This is a genomic window from Algoriphagus halophilus (assembly GCF_041729275.1).
GTDB lineage: Bacteria > Bacteroidota > Bacteroidia > Cytophagales > Cyclobacteriaceae > Algoriphagus > Algoriphagus halophilus_A.
In genome coordinates this window covers 4,864,094-4,883,568 of the sequence record NZ_CP146486.1, presented here as the reverse complement: position 1 = coordinate 4,883,568, position 19,475 = coordinate 4,864,094, and the positions used below count along the sequence as shown (strand labels likewise).

The following is a 19,475-nucleotide window of genomic DNA, read 5'->3' as shown; positions in this document are numbered from 1 at the left end:
TGCAACCAAAGAAAGTTTGGTTTTACCCAATGACAATTCCAAGTTCTTTATCTATTTCTAACTGAACCTTTTTTAACTCAAAATAGATTTTTTGCAATTCATCTATTTTCACATCTGCTTCTTGGTCTGATTCGGCTGATTTTATCTTTTGCTTCGCCTCTTCCATCATTTTTTGAACTACCCTCCGCTTCAACCTCAAGATGGATTTAAATCCAGTCAAGGACAGATTATCGGATTCGGTATTGATAAAAATCTGATGTCGTTCATGCCAATGATTGGAAACCTCATGTCTTGGGGTAACCAAGTCAATGATCTCCTGACGCATTTCTTCATCCTTTTGTCTGATAAAAAGTTCTACTGAAGGCACCTCCCCTCTCCTTAAAATCTGCCGATAGGTCAATAGTATCTTTTCATATACAGGTGTTTCAAACTCCAGATCCTGCGTTTCTGCCAGTAAATAATCGCAAAGATGAAGCTCTTCCTGATCCAGAGTTTCCCATCCATAATTAATGAGTAGGCGGACCATTTCTCGCTCCTGAACCTTTAAAATATCAGAAAAAGAAGTTTTCTCTTCCGTAGGAAGAAAATCTTCAAACCCAGTTTCAGGAATATGCGGATCTTGCTGCTGATTGTAATGGTCCTTTTGAGTTTTTAATAAGGACTTATTTAACTCCGTATGAATTACATCTTCTTCAACTTCCAATAAAGTTGCCGCTTCTTTCGCATATACGGACCTTATGATAGGATCAGGTATTTTCCCTATACTTTGGATCACCTCACGGATTACTTCTGCTTTCCGAATTGGATTTTTTACAAACTCGTCTTTATACAAGCCTATTTTAAAACCGATAAAGTCACGTGAATTTTGCTCCAAATAATCTTGGAAAGCCTGGCTCCCCACTTTTCTTGAATAACTATCTGGATCTTCCCCATCCGGGAACACCACCGCTTTCACATTTAATCCTCCTTCCAAAAGAAGATCAATGCCTCGGAGAGAAGCTTTGATCCCAGCAGAATCTCCATCATAGAGAACCGTCACTTGATCTGTAAATCGCTTGATGAGTTTGATTTGTCCGTCCGTCAAGGAAGTTCCAGAGGAAGCCACCACATTTTCTATCCCTGAAAGATGAAGAGATACCACATCTGTATAGCCCTCTACCAGATAGCAATTATCCTTTTCCCGAATGGCCTTCTTTGCCTGAAACATGCCATATAGCACATCACTTTTATGGTAAACCGCAGTTTCAGGGGAGTTGATGTATTTAGGCTGGTTTTTATCCTTTGTGAGAATTCTGGCTCCAAAACCAATGGGTTTCCCCCGATATTGTGAATGGTGAATGTTACCCTACCCCTAAATCGGTCATATACCCTACTGGCATCTCCCTCTTTTTGAAGGATGAGCCCGGCTTTCAATAAAATCTCCTCTTGGAATCCAGCCGATTTAGCAGCTTTCAACAAATGGTCCCATCCATCTAAGGCATAGCCCAGATCAAATTTCTCAATGATCGCTGGGGAGAATCCCCTTTCTTTAAAATAGCTAAGACCGATGGATTTTCCTTCTGGAGTTTGGAGGTTCTTTACAAAAAAATCTCTGGCAAAACCCAAAGCGATATACAGGCTTTCGCGTTCGCTTTGTGCTTGATCCTGCTCAGGGGTACGCTCTTGATCCTCCTCTACTTCAATCCCGTATTTACCTGCCAGGTGGCGGATCGCCTCTGTAAACCCAACTCCCTCTATATCCATCACAAACTGAATGGGATCTCCTGCTTTTCCACACCCAAAGCACTTATAAATCTGCTTAGCGGGAGAAATTGAAAAAGAGGGGCTCTTTTCATTATGGAAAGGGCAACAAGCCCACATATTCTGGCCTTTCTTTTTAAAGGCACATAATCTCCTACCACCTCAACGATGTCTACTCTTTCTTTTACTTTATCTGTGGTGAGCTTACTGATTCCCATGGGTTCATTTATACGACAAAGGTATCTTTCAATTTATTAAAAGGTGCGAAAATGTGCGAACTATTTACCAAATACCTAAGTTAATCGAGCATGAAGTAACTCTTTTGACTTTTCTAAGCCAGAGAGAGTCCCTAAATTGCAAAAAAATTCAACAATCATCCGATGCATTTATCTGCGGAAGCGATCCGAAAAACACTTTCCAGAGTACAAGATCCTGATTTAAAAAAGGATCTGGTCACTTTGGGAATGATTCAAAAAATAAATATTGAAGGCAACAAAGTCAGTTTTAACGTGGTATTGACCACTCCGGCTTGTCCTTTAAAAGAAGTAATCAAAAATAATTGTCTGGAGGAGTTAGTGGCGGACTTTGGAAAGGATATTGAGTGGGACATCTTTATGACCTCTCAAGTTACCACTGTGAGAGATGCCGCTCCAGTTCTTCCAAATGTTAAAAACATCATTGCCATTGCTTCAGGTAAAGGTGGGGTTGGAAAATCAACTACTTCTGTCAACCTTGCTGTAGCTTTGGCAGAATCAGGTGCAAAGGTGGGACTTATTGATGCGGATATTTCCGGACCTTCTATTCCTACCATGTTCAATGTGGAGGGAGAGCAACCCTCTGTCAAAAAAGTTGGGGAGAAAAATATCATCATTCCGATTACCCAATATGGAGTAAAGTTGATGTCCATTGGGTTTTTGACTCCTTTGGAAAGTGCTGTTGTATGGAGGGGCCTATGGCAAGTTCAGCATTAAGACAATTTATTTCAGATGTAGATTGGGGCGAGTTGGACTATTTATTGATTGATTTACCTCCTGGTACTTCCGATATTCATTTGACCATGGTGCAAACTGTTCCAGTCACAGGAGCAGTCATTGTTACCACTCCGCAAAAAGTTGCGCTGGCCGATGCAAGCAAAGGCTTATCCATGTTTAGACAGGCACAAATTAATGTTCCCGTTTTAGGTGTTGTTGAAAATATGGCTTATTTTACGCCAGAAGAATTACCCGATAATAAATATTATTTGTTTGGTAAAGAAGGTGGCAAGAGATTAGCTGCAAAATATGAAGTACCCCTTCTTGGTCAAATCCCAATAGTACAGAGTATAAGAGAAAGTGGGGATACGGGATATCCAGCTGTAATGAAAGATGGGTTGACAAAAGAAGCCTATATGGATCTTGCTGAAGAAGTAGCTAGGCAAGTAGCCATTAGAAATGCCTCAAATACTAAAACTGAGGTAGTAGAAATTAAAGGTTAAAAAAATGGAAGCAGAATTAAAAAGTAAAATAGAATTTGCCTTGGACACCATTCGACCCTATTTAGAGGCTGATGGAGGGAACGTGAGAATTGTAGAGGTAACCGATGATATGGTATTGAGAATTGAAATGATGGGATCTTGTGGTTCCTGCCCGATGTCCTCTATGACCTTAAAAGCTGGTGTCGAAGACGCAATCAAAAGAGCGATCCCTGAAATCACCAAGGTGGAAGCCATCAATCTGACTGTCGCCTAATATTTGAATCTGGATGAAAAAAGGTTTTCGCTTTTATTCAAAAGCCACTTTACTCCTTTGTGGAGCTATTTTTACGTTTTCAATATCATTCGCCCAGCAATTCAACATCGTTGATGTAACCGGTCAGACAAGTAACAATACCAATCATGCGCATACTGGAAAGTGTGCGCATGCTTTTTTAGAAGCCAAACAAGAAAAAGAACTCGGTTTTTTGGCACCAAACAATACTTTGAAAACTGGGTAGACCAAAAAATTGAGGCAAGAAAAGCCAACCCTCAGATTTCTGCCAGGGCCAATTCAGAACATCGATTGATTCCGGTAGTGGTGCATATTGTGCATAACGGACAGGCAGAAGGCGTAGGACCCAATGTACCTACCAGCCAAATTTTAGAGCAAATAAGAATATTAAATGAAGATTTCCGCCGCTTAAATGCGGATGCAGTCAATACTCCGTCAGAATTTTTACCTGTCGCGGCAGATGCTAACATTGAATTTGTTTTAGCAAAACAAGATCCCAATGGATTACCTACCGATGGAATCGTAAGAATTCAAGGTCCTAAAAACACTTATAATCCAGAAACTGACGCCACAATTATTGGGCAATTGTCCCAGTGGAATCCTGAAGAGTATTTGAACCTTTGGGTGGTTCCTTTGATCAATCCCTTTATAGGATATGCTTCCTTTCCTATCTCCGACTTACCAGGGCTAAATTCTCCGCCTACCTCAGCAATCACTGATGGGGTAACGATTGATTATCGTTTTTTTGGTGTTGGTGGGAGCGCTATATCCGCTTCTTTGGGAAGAACTGCTACGCATGAGGTCGGGCATTATTTTGGATTAAGACATATCTGGGGTGATGGTGGATGTGGAGTGGACGATTTCGTTGCGGACACCCCGGAGCAAGATGCCTCCAACAATACCTGTAGTCCCAACTTCACCCGCACGAGTTGTGGATCTATGGATATGATACAAAATTACATGGATTATACCCCTGATGCATGTATGAATTTATTTACGCAAGGTCAGGTGGAGCGATTCAATGTGGTATTGGAAAACAGTCCCAGAAGAGTGACCCTTGTGAACAATAGAGCCACTCAAGAGCCTGAATTACTCGATTTGGACCTCGCTATTTCCAAAATTATTTCTCCTTCAGAATACATCTGTTCCACCACGGTGAGCCCGATTATTGAAGTTTTAAATGCAGGAAACAATAGGCTTACTTCTGGAAGAATAGAGTTGAGAAGAAATGGAACGCTTCTGGAAAGCAAAAGAGTGGCCTTCGATTTAGAGACTGGTGAGTCTACCTTAGTAAGTTTCAATGAATTTAATATACAGACTTCTGGAACAATGGTTGAATTCAAGATCATAGAGGCAAATGATCAGCCTGATATGAATGAATCCAATAACATCAGAAGTTCTATGCCATTGATCCAAGAGGAAATCACGTTGCCTTATACGCTTGATTTGACGAATTTCCCTGGGCAATTTACTGTTGACAATCCGGATGAGAGCTTTACTTGGGAAAAAACCACCCGTTCAATTTCAGGTGTAAGTCAGTCTTTAGTTACTATATCCAATTACAATTATGAAGCACCTGGAGAATTAGACTATTTCATTTCTCCTTTGATTAATTTGGAAGAATACCCTAATGCTCAAATTGTATTTGAACTCGCCTACGCAAATTATGATCAATCCGGTTTCGAGGATCAATTGATTGTGGCCGTTTCCCAAGACTGTGGAAATAATTTTGATTTGGCGAACGCCTCCTATCAGAAATTTGGCCAAAGTCTGGAAACTGTAGAAGCTACCTTAGATGAATTCTTTGTATCTACCTCCTCCCAATTTAGAACTGAGATTGTCAATCTAAGTGAATACAGCGACCTGGGTACGATACGCTTCGCGTTTATCAATCAAAACTCCTACGGTAATAATCTATACATTCGAAACATCCGTATTCTACCGACAGAGCAATTCAAGTATGAACTGTCCATCAATGAAATGATTACCCCTTCCCCGATCGCAGACGGTGAACAGGATAATGAAATATACCTTCTTCAAAACAGTGGAAATCTACCGGTCTCTAGGTTTATCTTTTCCAAGAGTACAAATGATGGAGTAACACAGACTTTCTTGGCCAGTGGTTCCACTGTCGAGCCGGGTGAGAGCTTTACTTTATCTTCTCCAAAATCTACTGTTTCAGGCAAAAACAAAATTGAGATCGAAGTTAGGCAGCCAAATTTTGATCAAAACGGCGACAATTCAGATGACTTAACCCGTTATGTTATTGAAGATGATAATACCATCCTAACCCCTTGGAGACAGAATTTCAATAACTCATCCAGTATTACTCCGATCAATCAAACCATCAATCCAGAATCGGATCAGACTGCATGGGAGATTATCCCAATCAATTCTGGAGAAGGACCAAACAATGTGGCCAGGCTTCAAAATCAAGAAGAAGGAAATACCTACTGGTTGGGAACCTCTATATTTGATTTAAGCAGCAGAAAACAAGCCAGTGTATTCTTTGATTTAGCGGCAGGGGAAGTGAGTAGTACTACCACCTTCAATGTATTGGTAAGTACAGACGGAGGCCAGGACTTTTCCATCGCATACCAGATTACCGGATCAGAGATTTCTACTGTGTCTTCTGGAGAAGCCAATCCAAATTCAGTGAATGACTATGCCAGAAAATATGTCAACTTAACTGAATATGCGGGGTTGACAGATGCTAAAATTAGGCTGGCCTTTGTGGTAGCTGGTGGATCTAGCGAAGACAGTCCGATTTATCTGGACAATATTGAATTATTCCAAAGTGCCAACCCAGACCCTGTTATTCCTGGGGAAGGAATGAGTATACTCTACCCTAATCCTGCACGGGATATATTCAATATTGCATTTAATTTAGCTCAGTTTGAAGAGGTTAATATTCAAGTGATCTCTACCTCGGGTATGGTTGTCCAGGATTTAGATTACCCTGGCACCCTCAACCAAACGTATTCTTTTAGTACAGAATTATTTTCAAAGGGAGTATTCATCATCAAAATCACCAGCCCTACCATACAGGAAACCAGGCGTTTAATAATAAATTAACTTGTTTTCAGGCCGAAGTTTATTCTTCGGCTTATTTTTTGTCTGTGGTTAAGTTGGTTTTTGGGAATCTCTTCGTTGTAGGGTTTCAATTTCCCATGTATCTTTAGCTATCGTAACATTTCAAAATGAGTTCATTTAACTATTCCATAAAGAAAGTATTGATCAATCTATTTATTGTGATCGGGCTTTCTGTATTACTAGGTTACTTATTTCTGAAGCTTTACCTTCCTATGTACACCAATCATGGTGAAACTGTATCTGTTCCTGACTTGAGCGGATATACCTTTGAGGAAGGCAAAAGTATTTTAGAAGATGCAAGTTTAGAGTATGAGGTATCGGTAGACTCTGCTTTTAGCACAGACGAAAAACCTTTGGCAGTTCTCAAGCAATTTCCGGAAGCAAATTCACAGGTTAAAACTGGAAGAAAAATCTATTTAACCCTGAATGCCAGAAATGCACCAATGCTTAAAATGCCTAACTTGGTGAATACACCCCTTAAAAATGTGCAGGAAATCTTGGCAAACATGGGCTTAGAAAGAGGGGACATTGTGTATGTACCAGACATTGGTATCAATGTGGTATTGGAGCAAAAATATAGGGGTGTGGATGTACCTGAAGGATTCGAAATTCCAAAAGGGGCCAGAATTGACTTAGTAGTGGGTGACGGATTGGGAAATCAGATCTTAGAAGTCCCAAGTTTGACAGGAATGGACGAAATTGACGCAGAGTTTTTAATCTTAGGTTCTGGATTAAGAGTAGGAGATAAAAATTTTGCAGAAAACGATACCGTAGCACCTGGTAAAATCTTTATGCAAATTCCTCCCGCAGGAACTCAAGTAAAAACCGGAGAATTGATTGAGCTTTGGATCTCTAAAGAAAATTTTTAAATCAATGGGCAAAGGCCTATCCCTTATTTGTACATGTGCCTTCCTCCTATTTTTAGGCTTGGAATTAGAGTCTCATGCTCAAATTGTGGAGTTTGCCCCTATCCATCAAGTAAAAATCCCGAAAAATACTGCTGAACGTCAACAGTTAAGAATTCAAGATACACACACCATTCCTTTTTGGGATGACTTCTCTCAAGGATTGGACACCATGGTTTGGGAGGTAAACGGAGCTTCCTATACAGAAACTATCGGAATTAATGCGCCCTCTGTAGGACAAGTATTGTTTAATGGAGTGGATGCCAATGGAAAGCCCTATTCCCTCTCCCAAAGGGATATTGGTATTACTGATATATTGACCTCCAAGGTTTTTGATTTATCTGGCCAAAACTCCAACTCATTGTACTTGAGTTACTTTTGGCAAGCAGGTGGAAAAGCCGAATATCCCGACAGCAACGATCAGTTCTATTTACAGTTTTTAAATGAATCAGGAAATTGGGTCACTGTATGGAATCAATTTGGTGGAATTGAAGAAAACCAAACCATGTTCTCTCAAGAAATCATTCAGGTTGGACCTGAATATCAGCATGAGGCATTCCAGTTCCGATTCGTAGCGGATGGAAGACAAGTAGGCCCTTTTGATAGCTGGATTTTGGATTATGTGTATTTCAATGACGGTAGGTCAGCCACTGATTTGAACTACAAAGACAGAAGTCTAACCCAAATAAATCAGGTTCAATTAGGAGATTATGCTGCTTACCCATTCCCATTAATTGAAGGTAATCAGGAGGGTTTTTGGAGTAGAATTGAGAATCAGTTTTACAATTTAGAGAACAGGTTTAGAGCGATGGAATATACCATTCAGCTGCGGGATACTTTGACGAATAACATCTTGGCAATCAATCAAAATACCCCCTTTGACCCAGTACCTAATTCCAAAGAAAGAAGAAGCTTTACTAGCAATGAATTTGATGAAGCTCCTATCTCGAGTGGTGCATCTGCCCTAGAGTTCACGACTTCCCTTACTACTGGTGATGATTTGTATTTTGAGGTAGACGGAAATGACACGACATTTTTTCAGACCCTTGATTATCGTGTAAATGACACCGTTAAGAGCTATTTCCCTGTTCAAGACTATTTTTCTTATGATAGGGGGACCGCAGATTATGCTGCAGGCATCAATCAAAAATCAGGAATGCTAGCCGTGAAATATGATACTCCGGAGGAGGTCTTTTTAAAAGGGATTTCCATCAATTTCACGAATCCCAATCAGGCAAATCAAGCCATTGACATTCTAGTTTGGAAAGACTTAGATCAAGGACCTATTTATAGAAGAGAGGACTTGATACCTGTAAAAGAAGCCGGAGAGGAATTCTTGTACTATTCCTTGGACACGAATATTCAAGTATCCGGAGAATTCTACATTGGTTACGCCCAGTTTACCAACGATTTTATTCATGTAGGACTTGATAAATCCAATGACCAAGGAGACAAGTTATACTATAATGTCTTAGGAGCTTGGGAAGAAAATACGGAAGTTCAAGGAGCCATGATGATACGACCTCATGTCAGTGTGGATGCTCCCTTTGAAGAAAGCTCCGTTCCTGAAGCTAGATTGATAAAAGTCTTCCCAAATCCTGTGGAAACTATTCTGAATTTGGAGGGGAGTTACAGTGATTTACGGATATTTGATTCTTTTGGCAGGGAGATTTTTCTACAAAGAGAACGTAGTCAAGAAGGGGAAATTATTAATTTTACAGGACAACATCCTGGAATTTACGTAATCAATGTGGTTTCGGAAGATGGATCTCAATCAATAAGAATTTTAGTTAAATAGAAATATGGAAGATATATCTGTAGAAGACCTTAAAGCTAGGTTAGACAAAAACGAAAAATTTGTATTCATAGACGTTCGTGAAGAATGGGAATATGATGATGACAACCTTGGGGCTATGAATATACCCCTAGGAGATTTGCCTCATAGATTAGATGAAATCGATCAGTATAAAGATCAAGAGATTGTGGTGCATTGCAGATCTGGGGCCAGAAGTGGGAATGCCAAGAAGTTTTTGGAATCCAAAGGTTTCACAAAAGTTCGAAACGTACTTGGTGGAATAATGGCTTATAACAACCTTTAAAAAAAGCTCCCTTTGTGGAGCTTTTTTTATGAAAACATAAATGGTTTGGGTGAGAAGCTGATCAGGAAAATTAGGATTGCTATCCAACCAATAATTTTTCTCGAGGTGCTTATTTCTCTCAAACCCGAGACTTCTGGGTGCTTTAAGCCCATGATTCGTCCCAGCAGGAAGCCGAAAAACAACCAGCCTTGATAACCTTCCCATTCAGGTTTTACAAAAGCAATGGCATATTGAACAGCTGCCAAGCTTAACACAATCGTCAACTTGTTTTGGACCGTTAGCCCTGACTTGCTGTAGCAGATGTAAAGAAATGCCAGATAAAGAGGGATTCGAATCAACAAATCATCACCTGGCAAGTAAGGGGAAATAAACCCCAAACCGGCATATCCTATAAACCCAGTAAAGGCGATCAAAGAGACATATTGATGGGACTTTGGAAAAAGACCAAATATTACATGTCCTCCATCCAACTGGCCTATTGGCAGTAGATTAAGTGAAGTGAAAAACAAGGCCAAATATCCCGCAAACAGAAAAGGATAATGAATTACTTCTGCCATCTCCGGAAGTCTTTCTGGATCTGCAAAAACTTCCCCCAACCCAGAAAAAAGCAGGTTATTACCCAGTTCAAAATCGATGGCGTCCTCCCCATATCCTTGGAAGCTTTCATCAGCGTATTCAGGATGGATTTCATAAATATAATCCGCCGGAGGCAAAGTAGAAAAGCCGTAAATCAATACACCCAGCGCTACAACAAATCCAGCCAAAGGACCTGCCACACCAATATCAAAGAATTTCTTCCTACTGTTGACAAAGCCTTTCATCTTGATCACTGCTCCAAATGTTCCAATGGAGGGGATACCCATAAAACCAAGCCATACTGGAATAAAGAAGGGTAAACTACATCTTACTTTGTGATATAAAGAGGTAAAGAAGTGACCCAACTCATGAATCAATAAAATCCCAATAAAAGGGATGGAAAATGCCGTAGCCTTCCAAAAATCATCTAAGGTGAGGAAATGTTCCCCTGTCGCCAACACTGACTTACTCATCACCCATTCTCCCCCGCGAGAGTGGCTGTGATTAACGTGAGAATAAATAATAGACTGTGAACCAGAAGTTCCTTTTTGCTATACATGCTTTAAATAGTCAAATATGATTTGAGGTCCAGTCACATGGACAGCTTGGATACCAATGGATTTTGCTCCTTTGACATTTGCTTCCAAATCATCAAAGAAAACCACTCGTTCAGGTTTGGTTCCTAATTGTTCCACCATGCTAAGATAAATTTCTGGAGAAGGTTTTGACATTCCCATTTCATGGCTATAAAACACATGCTGAAACAGGGGATCAAAATTATCCAACTGAAAATCTTTTCTCAGCATGTTATAGACTGCTTCTATATGGATTTCATTGGTATTGCTTAAAATCCCCAATCTATATTTGTCCTTTAATTTTGAGATCAAATCAATTCGTTCGGCAGGGATATTTTTGAGCAGCGAGTTCCAGATATCATCTACCTTTTCATCATTCCAGTCTTTTTCGAAATAATCTCTCACCTCCTCTCTGAACTTTTCAGAATTAATTTCACCTTTTTCATATTTTTTATGAAACTCCGTCAAATAAAATTGATCCACCTTATCATGATGATAATCAGGCAATTCCTTTTTGATTAAATCCAAAGATTTTTGGTAGTCAATATCTACGATCACATTACCGAGATCAAAAATCAAAAAATCCGCATCAGGAACGTTTTTCATGCACTAATTAGGTTGTGAATTTGATTTCAAATATGTAACATTGCACTCCCAAAACCAAGGTTTAGGACAAATAGAACTCGCTATTACCTGCTTTGATTTTGAAGGGCCTATAGCTCATCCCGATAGCTATCGTGGAGGTTAGAGCTTTAGGTTAGTAAAAGTAATAATATTTAGGGCCTATAGCTCAGTTGGTTAGAGCACCTGACTCATAATCAGGTGGTCCCTGGTTCGAGCCCAGGTGGGCCCACTTAATAATCAGACACTTACGATAAAATTTCGTAAGTGTCTTTTTTATTTGCACACGATTTGCATCATTTCAGCATCTTAGAGTTATTTTTAGATATTAGAAAGGCTTACCTGTTATAAAAAATACTTTGTAAAATAAACTCCTATTTTTCTTTGTCTAGTTATTCTGTTTATAGAGATTAGGCTGAAGTCTTATTTTATGACTAAATTTATAGATACGTTTATATTGGGTACTTATGACAAAGAATACTGATTTTGAAGGAATATTACCAGAAAGAGTTTACAAGTATAGAATATGGTCTGACCCATACCACAAAAAAATCCTAACACATGATCAATTATTTTTTTCAAAGCAAGAAAAGCTAAACGATCCATTTGATGCCCTTTTTCCATTTCATTATCATGAAGACCAAATGACTGAGGAAAATGTAAAGCTAAAATTAGAACAGACTATTATGAACCTAAAACCGAATATTTCTAGAGCTGATCTTAATATTTTAGTTTCAAAAAGAATGGAAGAAGTTAATTTTCATAATAGTGATTATTGGATTGAGGCAATCCCAACCTTTAAAAAAATGGTAAATGAAAACATTGGGATCTGTTCTTTGGCAAGTCAATACAATAATCATGGATTATGGACTCATTATGGGAATTGTCATAAAGGCTTCTGTTTAGGCTTCGATAGTAACAACCTGTATAATTCAACTGGAGGTTTGATGGGAAATGTAATTTATTCTGACAATGAAAATATTGTTGACTTATTTGATGAAGGCCCTAATGGGTTAATAGTTGCGTTGATGTTAAAATCGCCACAACTTAATTTTGAGTCTGAAATTAGAATTGCGAAAGTAGGAATGGCTGGAAAACCCCATTTATATAAAAACGATTGTTTAAAGGAAGTGATTCTAGGGACGCACATATCAGATTACGATAAAGATCAAATAATAGCTGCAATTAAATCCTACCACCCAACTATAGAGGTTTATCAATTAAAGATGGAGTACAGTTCAAAAAAATTAGTTAAAGAAAGAATTGATTTGTGAATACTATTTAGGAACTATTTGCTTTCTCCTGCCTTTCTTCTCATGGACTTGTCCAAAAGGATAAAATCAATGAATTTTCAAATTCTGAGTTTCAAAAGAAGTTAAAGTAAATTATCATATTAAAATTAACACATTCTATCTTCATCTTAAAACTCTTCTTTTAATCTATCCTCAATTTCAGGAAAAACGACTGGCCCAAATAACTTCGTTAATTGAGGTAGGTCACGAGCTCTTGATTCAATTTGAACTTTTAAATTCCCAATAGATCTGAATGCCAAAATTTTATTCTTTTGATCAGTAGTATGGGTTCCATTAACAACATCTATAAGTTTCTGTTGAGCTTCAGAAGAAAGACCGATTGCTTTATGCGTGTATAAAAACTCTTTGCCAAGTAATTTTTGATACCCATTACTTCCAATATCAATCTTTGGCTCTGGGATTTCGAAATCTCCAATAGCATTAATTTCTACGTGATCTGTCCAGGAGTCAGAGGTAAAAAAGTCCAGCGACCTATCAAATACCGAAGAAACCTTTTCATTAAAAGATACAACTAATTCCCTTTTAGCTCTTGTCATCGCAACATAAAGCTTCGATATATCTCTGAACCATTCCTCTTTTGGCTGGTCTGGGTTAGGAATTATGCCTTCATTACAATTAATCAAAATCATTCTATCAAATTCAAAACCCTTTGTATTTTCAAGATCAGATAAAAATATTGAATTCATACTCAAATCCATTTTACCATCCAAAACTGGAATATTTAATGCACTTCCAATTTCCAACACATCATAATAAGAATATCCACAAATTGCAATACAACCTTTTTCATCCTTTTTCTCATCTAAAATACCTTTGAGGTAGGTTAATGAAAAATTAAATCCATTTGAAAGGGATGAGGTTTTACGTAAAAAAGGTTTAGGAGAAGAAAAGTTAGCATATTCGGGATGAAGAATTTCAAAATCCCCAGTAGTGTATGAGTCAATATCGACACTCTTATTAAAAACATCATAAGCTGCTGCAAGAATCTCTCTACTATTCCTATAATTTTTAGTTATTTTTAAATAGTTCTGGCCAGCAATTTTAATTCCCGCTAGGGTGATTTTATGATGCTTAGTATGGACCACCTGAGCTATATCTCCGCTTAAAAACAGATCATTTTCATTCTCTTCACAAAGTTTTCTAATGACTAATAACTCAATTGTCCCAAAATCTTGCATTTCATCAACAAGAACACATCTATAAGTAGAGTTTATTTTATCGAGATGTTTAAGAATTGATTGTGAAAGGCCTAAATAATCTGTCACACCTACAAAACTCATGTATTCTTCCCAAGAAGCTAAAGCTTTTAAAATATCTTCCCTACTATCTTTTCCTAATGGAATATGTCTGCCCTCTCTTTCAATCTCTAAATACTTTATTCTATCTTCAAGAGAAAATGCACTTCTTATCCAGTCAAATTCCTGCTTTATATACGACTGAGGGTAAACACCCCTACTTAGTAATGATTTATGAAGGTTAAAAAGGACTTCCGCATCATTATTATTGTTCTTACATTGATAAAAGGCTTCCCATTCATCTTCGATAGAATCGTTGTGCTTATGAACAAAATCATCATAAATCTTTTTATTCATTTCACTATCTGCATTTTCTATTAAAAAAAAACGGCAATATTCCCAAAAAGAAGTGACTTTAATTTGTGATTCTAATTCTTCCTTGTCTGGTTGACAATCTAACAAAATACTTACTAGATTATTTATTAGGCTTGCTAAGGATCTGTTTAATGTAAGTACTAATATTTTTTCCCCAGGATATTTCTTAGCCAACCTTAAAGCTCTTTTCACTATTATAGCTGTTTTGCCTGAACCACTAACTCCCAGTAATCTCGCAGGACCTGAAAAATCCATTTCTACCACCCTTCTCTGTGCTGGATGCATAAATAACATCCATTCATGCCAACTCTTGTTATCCATTAATATTTTAAGATCCTCAGGCTCCATATCATCAAATCTTAGATACTCATCATTTGACTTGATTTTGCCAAGATCCTCATTGGGAAGGCTATCTAAAACTTTAATTTCATCTCTAAAATAAAGGATACGATTTTTGGCGCTATCTACATCACCTGCTCTCAATTGAATAAATGTATCAAATAGCAACTCCGATCTTTTCTTGTCACTTGCCAATTCACATGTTTCTAAAATATCATCTTCCTCTACTAGCGAATCAAACCCTTCAAAGATTTTCTTTAAAAGGTTTGGTAACCCTTCAAATAAGATTTCTAAATATTGGTTTCCTAATTTGGATACTAAAAGACCATTTGAATAATCAGATTCATTATTTACTCTTGTATCTGGACTTGTTATATCGTCTGAGACATAAAAATCTTTTAGTTCTCCACCTTCATCAACCCCAATATTGAAACCTTTGTGACCTTCAAGCCAACTATGGCACTCGTTGTGGTCTCCTAAAAATTTGATAAAACAAGTATTATCTTTTTGAACCGTGATTAACCGGCAAAACCCATTTAAATCATATTTTACAACGTTTTTAATTCTAGTTTCACCATGATTCGTGGTTTTCAAACTAGCTAATGGATTTTCAGATTTCAGGGCGATATCACCAAATACTCTTTTTACAGTTTCTGCTGCTTTCTGATAATGTCCTCCTCTTTTCATTAAACCAGCCAACTGCGTTTTAACTTTTTTATCAATAATAAAATCCATCTTCTTAATTTATTCGATTAACATTATTTTGAGAAAAATCTTTTTCTTTGTTATAAATCCGAAATTATTGTTCATCTCCCTACAATCATTTCGCTCTCAACATCATACCTATAATTCACAATCTTGCCATTGATAATCAATTCAATTGCTTGTTCTATTACCGGTAGTGGTGCAATAAACCACTCCCTTGGTGTGAATCGCCTGCCTCTTTCATCAAACACGTCAACATTCAAGCATGAAGAACCAAAGAAGGTATGTATCAATTGTTCGAACTTCTGAGTGTTCATGTTGAAACATTTCCAACCAGCTACATAGTCAACCTTTGCCATCAGATATGTTGGTTCTTGTTCTGCATTTTTTATCCGCTCATTCACATCATTCTTTGAAAAGCCTATTTTATAGAGGTTCCTTACGGATTTTATTTGTTCATCTTGACTTAGGGACCTTAAAACATAGATATACCCAGCATCTTGATCCTCTCCAGATATTTGACCGAAGTTTTCTGAAAAACCTTCGTTCACCTTCTCGAAGTTCTGGGTCACTGCTTTCCCATTCATCAATAGTACCTTATACAAGGATCTGTAAAGCATACTTGATTCTGTTCCGTTTTCAAAAATTGTTCTTGTTCTTCCATCCTTACGATATCTTGGCCCGCTACTGAATTCCTGAACACCTTCATCCAAATCTACACTCTCCAAATAAAGCAAGATTCCATTATTGACATAGAAGTCTCCAGCTCTCAGATTATCTTGCTTGAAAGGAACTAGTTTCCTTCTACCATGAGAAAGATCTACCTGGACAGATTTGAATAATTCCTCGTAGTTCTGAAAATCTTTACATGGCCTTCTCTTTGCTACATAATCCGTCTGGGCTCGTTCGTAGTCCTTGGGTGTATGATTGAATTCAAATAGACCAGAATCATCTCCCAATAAGTCTAATTGATCGTCAGAAAAGATGTCATCAATAGACTTAATCTTCTTAGGTTTAAAAAAGGTTTCTCTAGGCTCTGCTACCATTGGTTCTTCAGAGTCTTGCAACAACCCAAACTCATCCAATTCTTTAAGCATTTCAGCTTTTAAAGGATCTTCTCTGAACCCTTTCAATCTTGAATACAACTGATATTCAGAAATATCGCTTGTATTAGGAAGCGGCTCCCTATGATGAGTTTTATAAAATTGATTAATCTCATCAAATGAAGATTTCATTCGCTCATCGGATGTTCTAATTGATTGAGACCTGGGTTTGAAATTCAAAAGACCTAAGGGGTCATTCTCAAATATTTCATCTAATGTCTTATCCTTATCCATTAGCCATTCTTTTACGCTTTTCCTCTTTGAGATAAATTATGCATTCGGCCATTCTTTTCTCCATGGGATCATTGGAATGGATATGAGGTTCCCTTTCATAAGTCTTTACAAAGGCCTGAATTTTCGGCCATAGTATCTTGGCTTCTTCAAAATCCATCTTGATCCGTGTTGCATGAATTGTTTCTTGAATAACTTTCAACACCTTGCTGGTTACAGACTTTGATAGAACTTCAAACGCTTTTTGGAATGGGTTAACTTGATCAATCAAGTCAATGTGCAAATCGTCTAGATTAACGAACTGATCAGCCATCCTGATAAATCTTTGATCACCTTGTTCTTTAATCTCTGCTTTCTTAATTACTGAATCAGTAACAACATGCTGTCTTACTTCCTCCACCTCTTCTTCAGATAATTCGGGATATTTAATTCGAATGATTTTAGGAGTAAGTACCTTGTTGATCACTTCTGGCTCTACTACCTGCCCAGAGATTGCCTTCATGATTTGATCATCCTGTAAGATTGCAGCTTTCAAGTCGTTCAAATCTGATTCAATGATTTCCTTTACCCTCTTACTACTGGGCTCCTTTAACCCACGGATTTTTAATTCTCCTGGCTTTGCTTTGTCAGTATCTGAGCGTTTTGTTTTAAAGGACCAATTGGGTGCTAGAACCTGTTCCATTAATAGAGACGCTGTTATCGCTTTCAGCATATTATTAACTGATAGTTTTACCAAATCATCTGCAGCATCTGGCTGTGCAATCAAGTTTGTGAACTGTGCATGTGACTTGTTTTCACTGTCACGGGTAGCTCGGCCTATAATCTGTATGATCTCTGTTAAGGATCCCCGATAACCGACTGTTAGTGCGTGTTCGCAATATGGCCAGTCAAACCCTTCCTTAGCCATACCTAATGCAATGATTAAATCCATATCATCAACGGATTTGATATTGCGCAGATAGTTTACAATCTTATCTCGGTCCTTGGGCTGGTCCTCAACCAAATCAGCCACTTTAAGGATTTTCCCATCTTTTGCCCTTTTGAGAAAAATCACTCCTGTTTCTCGATCCTGTTTGATCACCTCTCCAATAGAATCTAAAATAAAACCAACCTCGTCATGTTTCATCTTCGTTGATTCTCCGGAGTTTACATTTGGAATGTGGAGGATGGTTTTTTTATCTGTATCAAGGATTTCACTGATAGCAGTAGTGTATCGACCTTGGTAAAAGTGATAGCCTATTCCCAATGATTTCAGATACTTATATCCATTGAGTTGCTGATAATAGTTGTAGGTGACTTTAGTGAACCTTGCTTCATCCTCAGGTGTCAAAATCGGGACAGAATCTCCTCTGAAATAGGATCCTGTCATAGCAACAATATGCGCAGTCGATTTATCCATGATTGCCCGAAGAAGATCCCCCAGACGGTTATTACCATCAGCAGAAACATGGTGAAATTCATCAATTGCAATAAGCGTATTATTGAATACTGATTCATCAAGTGTTTCACAAGCGAAACGCAAGGTTGCATGGGTACAGATTAGAATTTTTTCATGGGGTTTATTCATGAAATTATGAAATGCCTCTACTTTTCCTTTGCTGCCATCGCTTCCTGGAGTACAGAGGTTGTATTGATCATTCGGTTCCCAATCAGCAAAAAAACCGTGTGTCTTTAGATCGGTTTGTTCAAATGAACCACCAATGGATCGTTCTGGTACAGCTACAATGATTTTTTTAATTCCTTGATTAGTCAACTTATCTAATCCCAAAAACATTAATGCACGGGACTTACCTGAAGCAGGAGGAGCTTTCAAAAGGAGATATTGAGCATCACGGGCTTCAAATGCTTTGGCTTGCATATCACGCATTCCGTAAGTATTTGTAACTGTACTTTTCCCTGTTTGATGGTATTGAACTTCTACAATATTGGGCATTTAAAAATTATTTATTTCTTACTGATATTTTATTTTTTTCGTTTATTCTTCTTTTCGAATAGACTTCCTCTTGTCTGCTCTTCAGCAATCATCTTCTCATAGAGCTTGAATAAATATCCCAGTCGCTCCTCATCTGATTCAAATGGTTTGCTTCGGTAACAACGCTCGATCACTTCATCATTTGCTTTGTGTGCTCCCAGCAATCCTTCAGGCATTTTACTAGGGTCATAAAGCTGGGCAAGAGTTTTTTCAGAGTGCTTTTCTCGCTCTTCCAATATTCTTAATGATGATTGTGTTATTTCTTTTTTCATTTCCTCCGAAATCTTAGGGAAAGGGAAATTGTTATAAACTACGTCCTTTGAATATCTAAAACGTGTTTCCAATTTTCCACAAACTGCTTGGACCCAAACCATATGGATTTTAGAAGTTAGGACCCCGAAAAATAAAATTCTTTTGTTGGAACTATTAAACAACTATCATGAGCCTTATTACTTGAATCGAAATACCCTATCGGAATATAATTTCTATTTTCTGATGAATGTCTTGGGATCAAAATGAAATCCAGTCCCTTTGGCTGAGTAATCTGGGCAAATAAATGTGGAATCTCTGCCAGCTTTGGTCTAGAAGATTCTAATCTTACCTTTTTCAAATTTGAAACCACATCTTTAATTAGAGGTAATGATTCAATTTCTTTTTGGGTTAATTCTTCTAGCCAAAGACACCATCTTTCTTTTCCATTTAAAAATTCATCTGCTGAAATTAATTTGGAAAAGTATTTTCTAGCCAATGGCTCCCTTGTAAGAAATTTTTCCTTTTCATCGGGATTAAACAATAGTAATCCACCGTCAGCAGGCATATTTCCAAAATTCATTTCTGGTAAACCAGAT

Annotated in this window: 12 protein-coding genes, 1 tRNA gene and 3 pseudogenes; 8 read left to right on the top strand and 8 right to left on the bottom strand. The window is 37.8% G+C overall.

The window, feature by feature from the left end; translation table 11 throughout:
- Positions 1-22 precede the first annotated feature (22 nt).
- Positions 23-1,958 (bottom strand): annotated as a pseudogene (gene dnaG, locus V8V91_RS26290) (DNA primase).
- 162 nt (positions 1,959-2,120) lie between these two features.
- On the opposite strand from dnaG, the pseudogene V8V91_RS26285 reads away from it, so the two are divergent.
- The 6 genes and pseudogenes from V8V91_RS26285 to V8V91_RS26260 all read left to right on the top strand — a co-directional run bounded on the left by V8V91_RS26285 (position 2,121) and on the right by V8V91_RS26260 (position 9,582).
- Positions 2,121-3,214, top strand: a pseudogene (locus V8V91_RS26285) (Mrp/NBP35 family ATP-binding protein).
- A 4-nt stretch (positions 3,215-3,218) separates the two neighbouring features.
- A complete protein-coding gene (locus V8V91_RS26280) occupies positions 3,219-3,467 on the top strand; it encodes a NifU family protein (RefSeq protein ID WP_074223647.1) in 249 nt (82 codons plus the stop codon).
- A 162-nt stretch (positions 3,468-3,629) separates the two neighbouring features.
- Complete coding sequence (locus tag V8V91_RS26275; RefSeq protein ID WP_373397971.1) at positions 3,630-6,560, top strand: choice-of-anchor J domain-containing protein; 2,931 nt, start codon at positions 3,630-3,632, stop codon at positions 6,558-6,560.
- Between the two features lie 125 nt (positions 6,561-6,685).
- Entirely contained in the window at positions 6,686-7,447 is a 762-nt protein-coding gene (locus V8V91_RS26270; RefSeq protein WP_074223645.1) for a PASTA domain-containing protein, read from the top strand.
- A 58-nt stretch (positions 7,448-7,505) separates the two neighbouring features.
- Positions 7,506-9,281, top strand: coding sequence for a T9SS type A sorting domain-containing protein (locus V8V91_RS26265; RefSeq protein ID WP_373397970.1), 1,776 nt, complete (start codon positions 7,506-7,508; stop codon positions 9,279-9,281).
- A gap of 4 nt (positions 9,282-9,285) precedes the next feature.
- Complete coding sequence (locus tag V8V91_RS26260; RefSeq protein WP_373397969.1) at positions 9,286-9,582, top strand: rhodanese-like domain-containing protein; 297 nt, start codon at positions 9,286-9,288, stop codon at positions 9,580-9,582.
- 26 nt (positions 9,583-9,608) lie between these two features.
- Here the strand turns inward: V8V91_RS26260 and V8V91_RS26255 are convergent, their stop codons facing one another.
- Together V8V91_RS26255 and V8V91_RS26250 are read right to left on the bottom strand one after the other, a co-directional pair.
- Complete coding sequence (locus V8V91_RS26255) at positions 9,609-10,631, bottom strand: site-2 protease family protein (RefSeq protein ID WP_373397968.1); 1,023 nt, start codon at positions 10,629-10,631, stop codon at positions 9,609-9,611.
- A 78-nt stretch (positions 10,632-10,709) separates the two neighbouring features.
- On the bottom strand, positions 10,710-11,339 hold the full coding sequence (locus tag V8V91_RS26250) for an HAD family phosphatase (RefSeq protein ID WP_074223641.1): 630 nt from the start codon (positions 11,337-11,339) through the stop codon (positions 10,710-10,712).
- 173 nt (positions 11,340-11,512) lie between these two features.
- On the opposite strand from V8V91_RS26250, the gene V8V91_RS26245 reads away from it, so the two are divergent.
- A tRNA-Ile gene (locus tag V8V91_RS26245) sits at positions 11,513-11,586 on the top strand.
- Positions 11,587-11,821: 235 nt separating this feature from the next.
- The gene (locus V8V91_RS26240) at positions 11,822-12,628 is read left to right on the top strand and encodes a DUF2971 domain-containing protein (RefSeq protein ID WP_373397967.1); all 807 of its coding nucleotides are present in this window, start codon (positions 11,822-11,824) and stop codon (positions 12,626-12,628) included.
- Positions 12,629-12,774: 146 nt separating this feature from the next.
- Here V8V91_RS26240 and V8V91_RS26235 read toward each other — a convergent pair whose 3' ends face one another.
- The 5 genes and pseudogenes from V8V91_RS26235 to V8V91_RS26215 form a co-directional block, all read right to left on the bottom strand.
- The gene (locus tag V8V91_RS26235; RefSeq protein ID WP_373397966.1) at positions 12,775-15,351 is read right to left on the bottom strand and encodes a UvrD-helicase domain-containing protein; all 2,577 of its coding nucleotides are present in this window, start codon (positions 15,349-15,351) and stop codon (positions 12,775-12,777) included.
- 71 nt (positions 15,352-15,422) lie between these two features.
- Entirely contained in the window at positions 15,423-16,658 is a 1,236-nt protein-coding gene (locus tag V8V91_RS26230) for a GIY-YIG nuclease family protein (RefSeq protein WP_373397965.1), read from the bottom strand.
- Complete coding sequence (locus V8V91_RS26225; RefSeq protein ID WP_373397964.1) at positions 16,651-18,588, bottom strand: DEAD/DEAH box helicase; 1,938 nt, start codon at positions 18,586-18,588, stop codon at positions 16,651-16,653. The genes V8V91_RS26230 and V8V91_RS26225 overlap by 8 nt, the downstream gene beginning before the upstream one ends.
- A gap of 29 nt (positions 18,589-18,617) precedes the next feature.
- Positions 18,618-18,899 (bottom strand): type IIL restriction-modification enzyme MmeI, encoded by a 282-nt coding sequence (locus V8V91_RS26220; protein ID WP_373400819.1) that lies wholly within the window; start codon positions 18,897-18,899, stop codon positions 18,618-18,620.
- Between the two features lie 69 nt (positions 18,900-18,968).
- Positions 18,969-19,459 (bottom strand): annotated as a pseudogene (locus V8V91_RS26215) (type IIL restriction-modification enzyme MmeI); the annotation flags it as partial.
- Between the last annotated feature and the right edge of the window lie 16 nt (positions 19,460-19,475).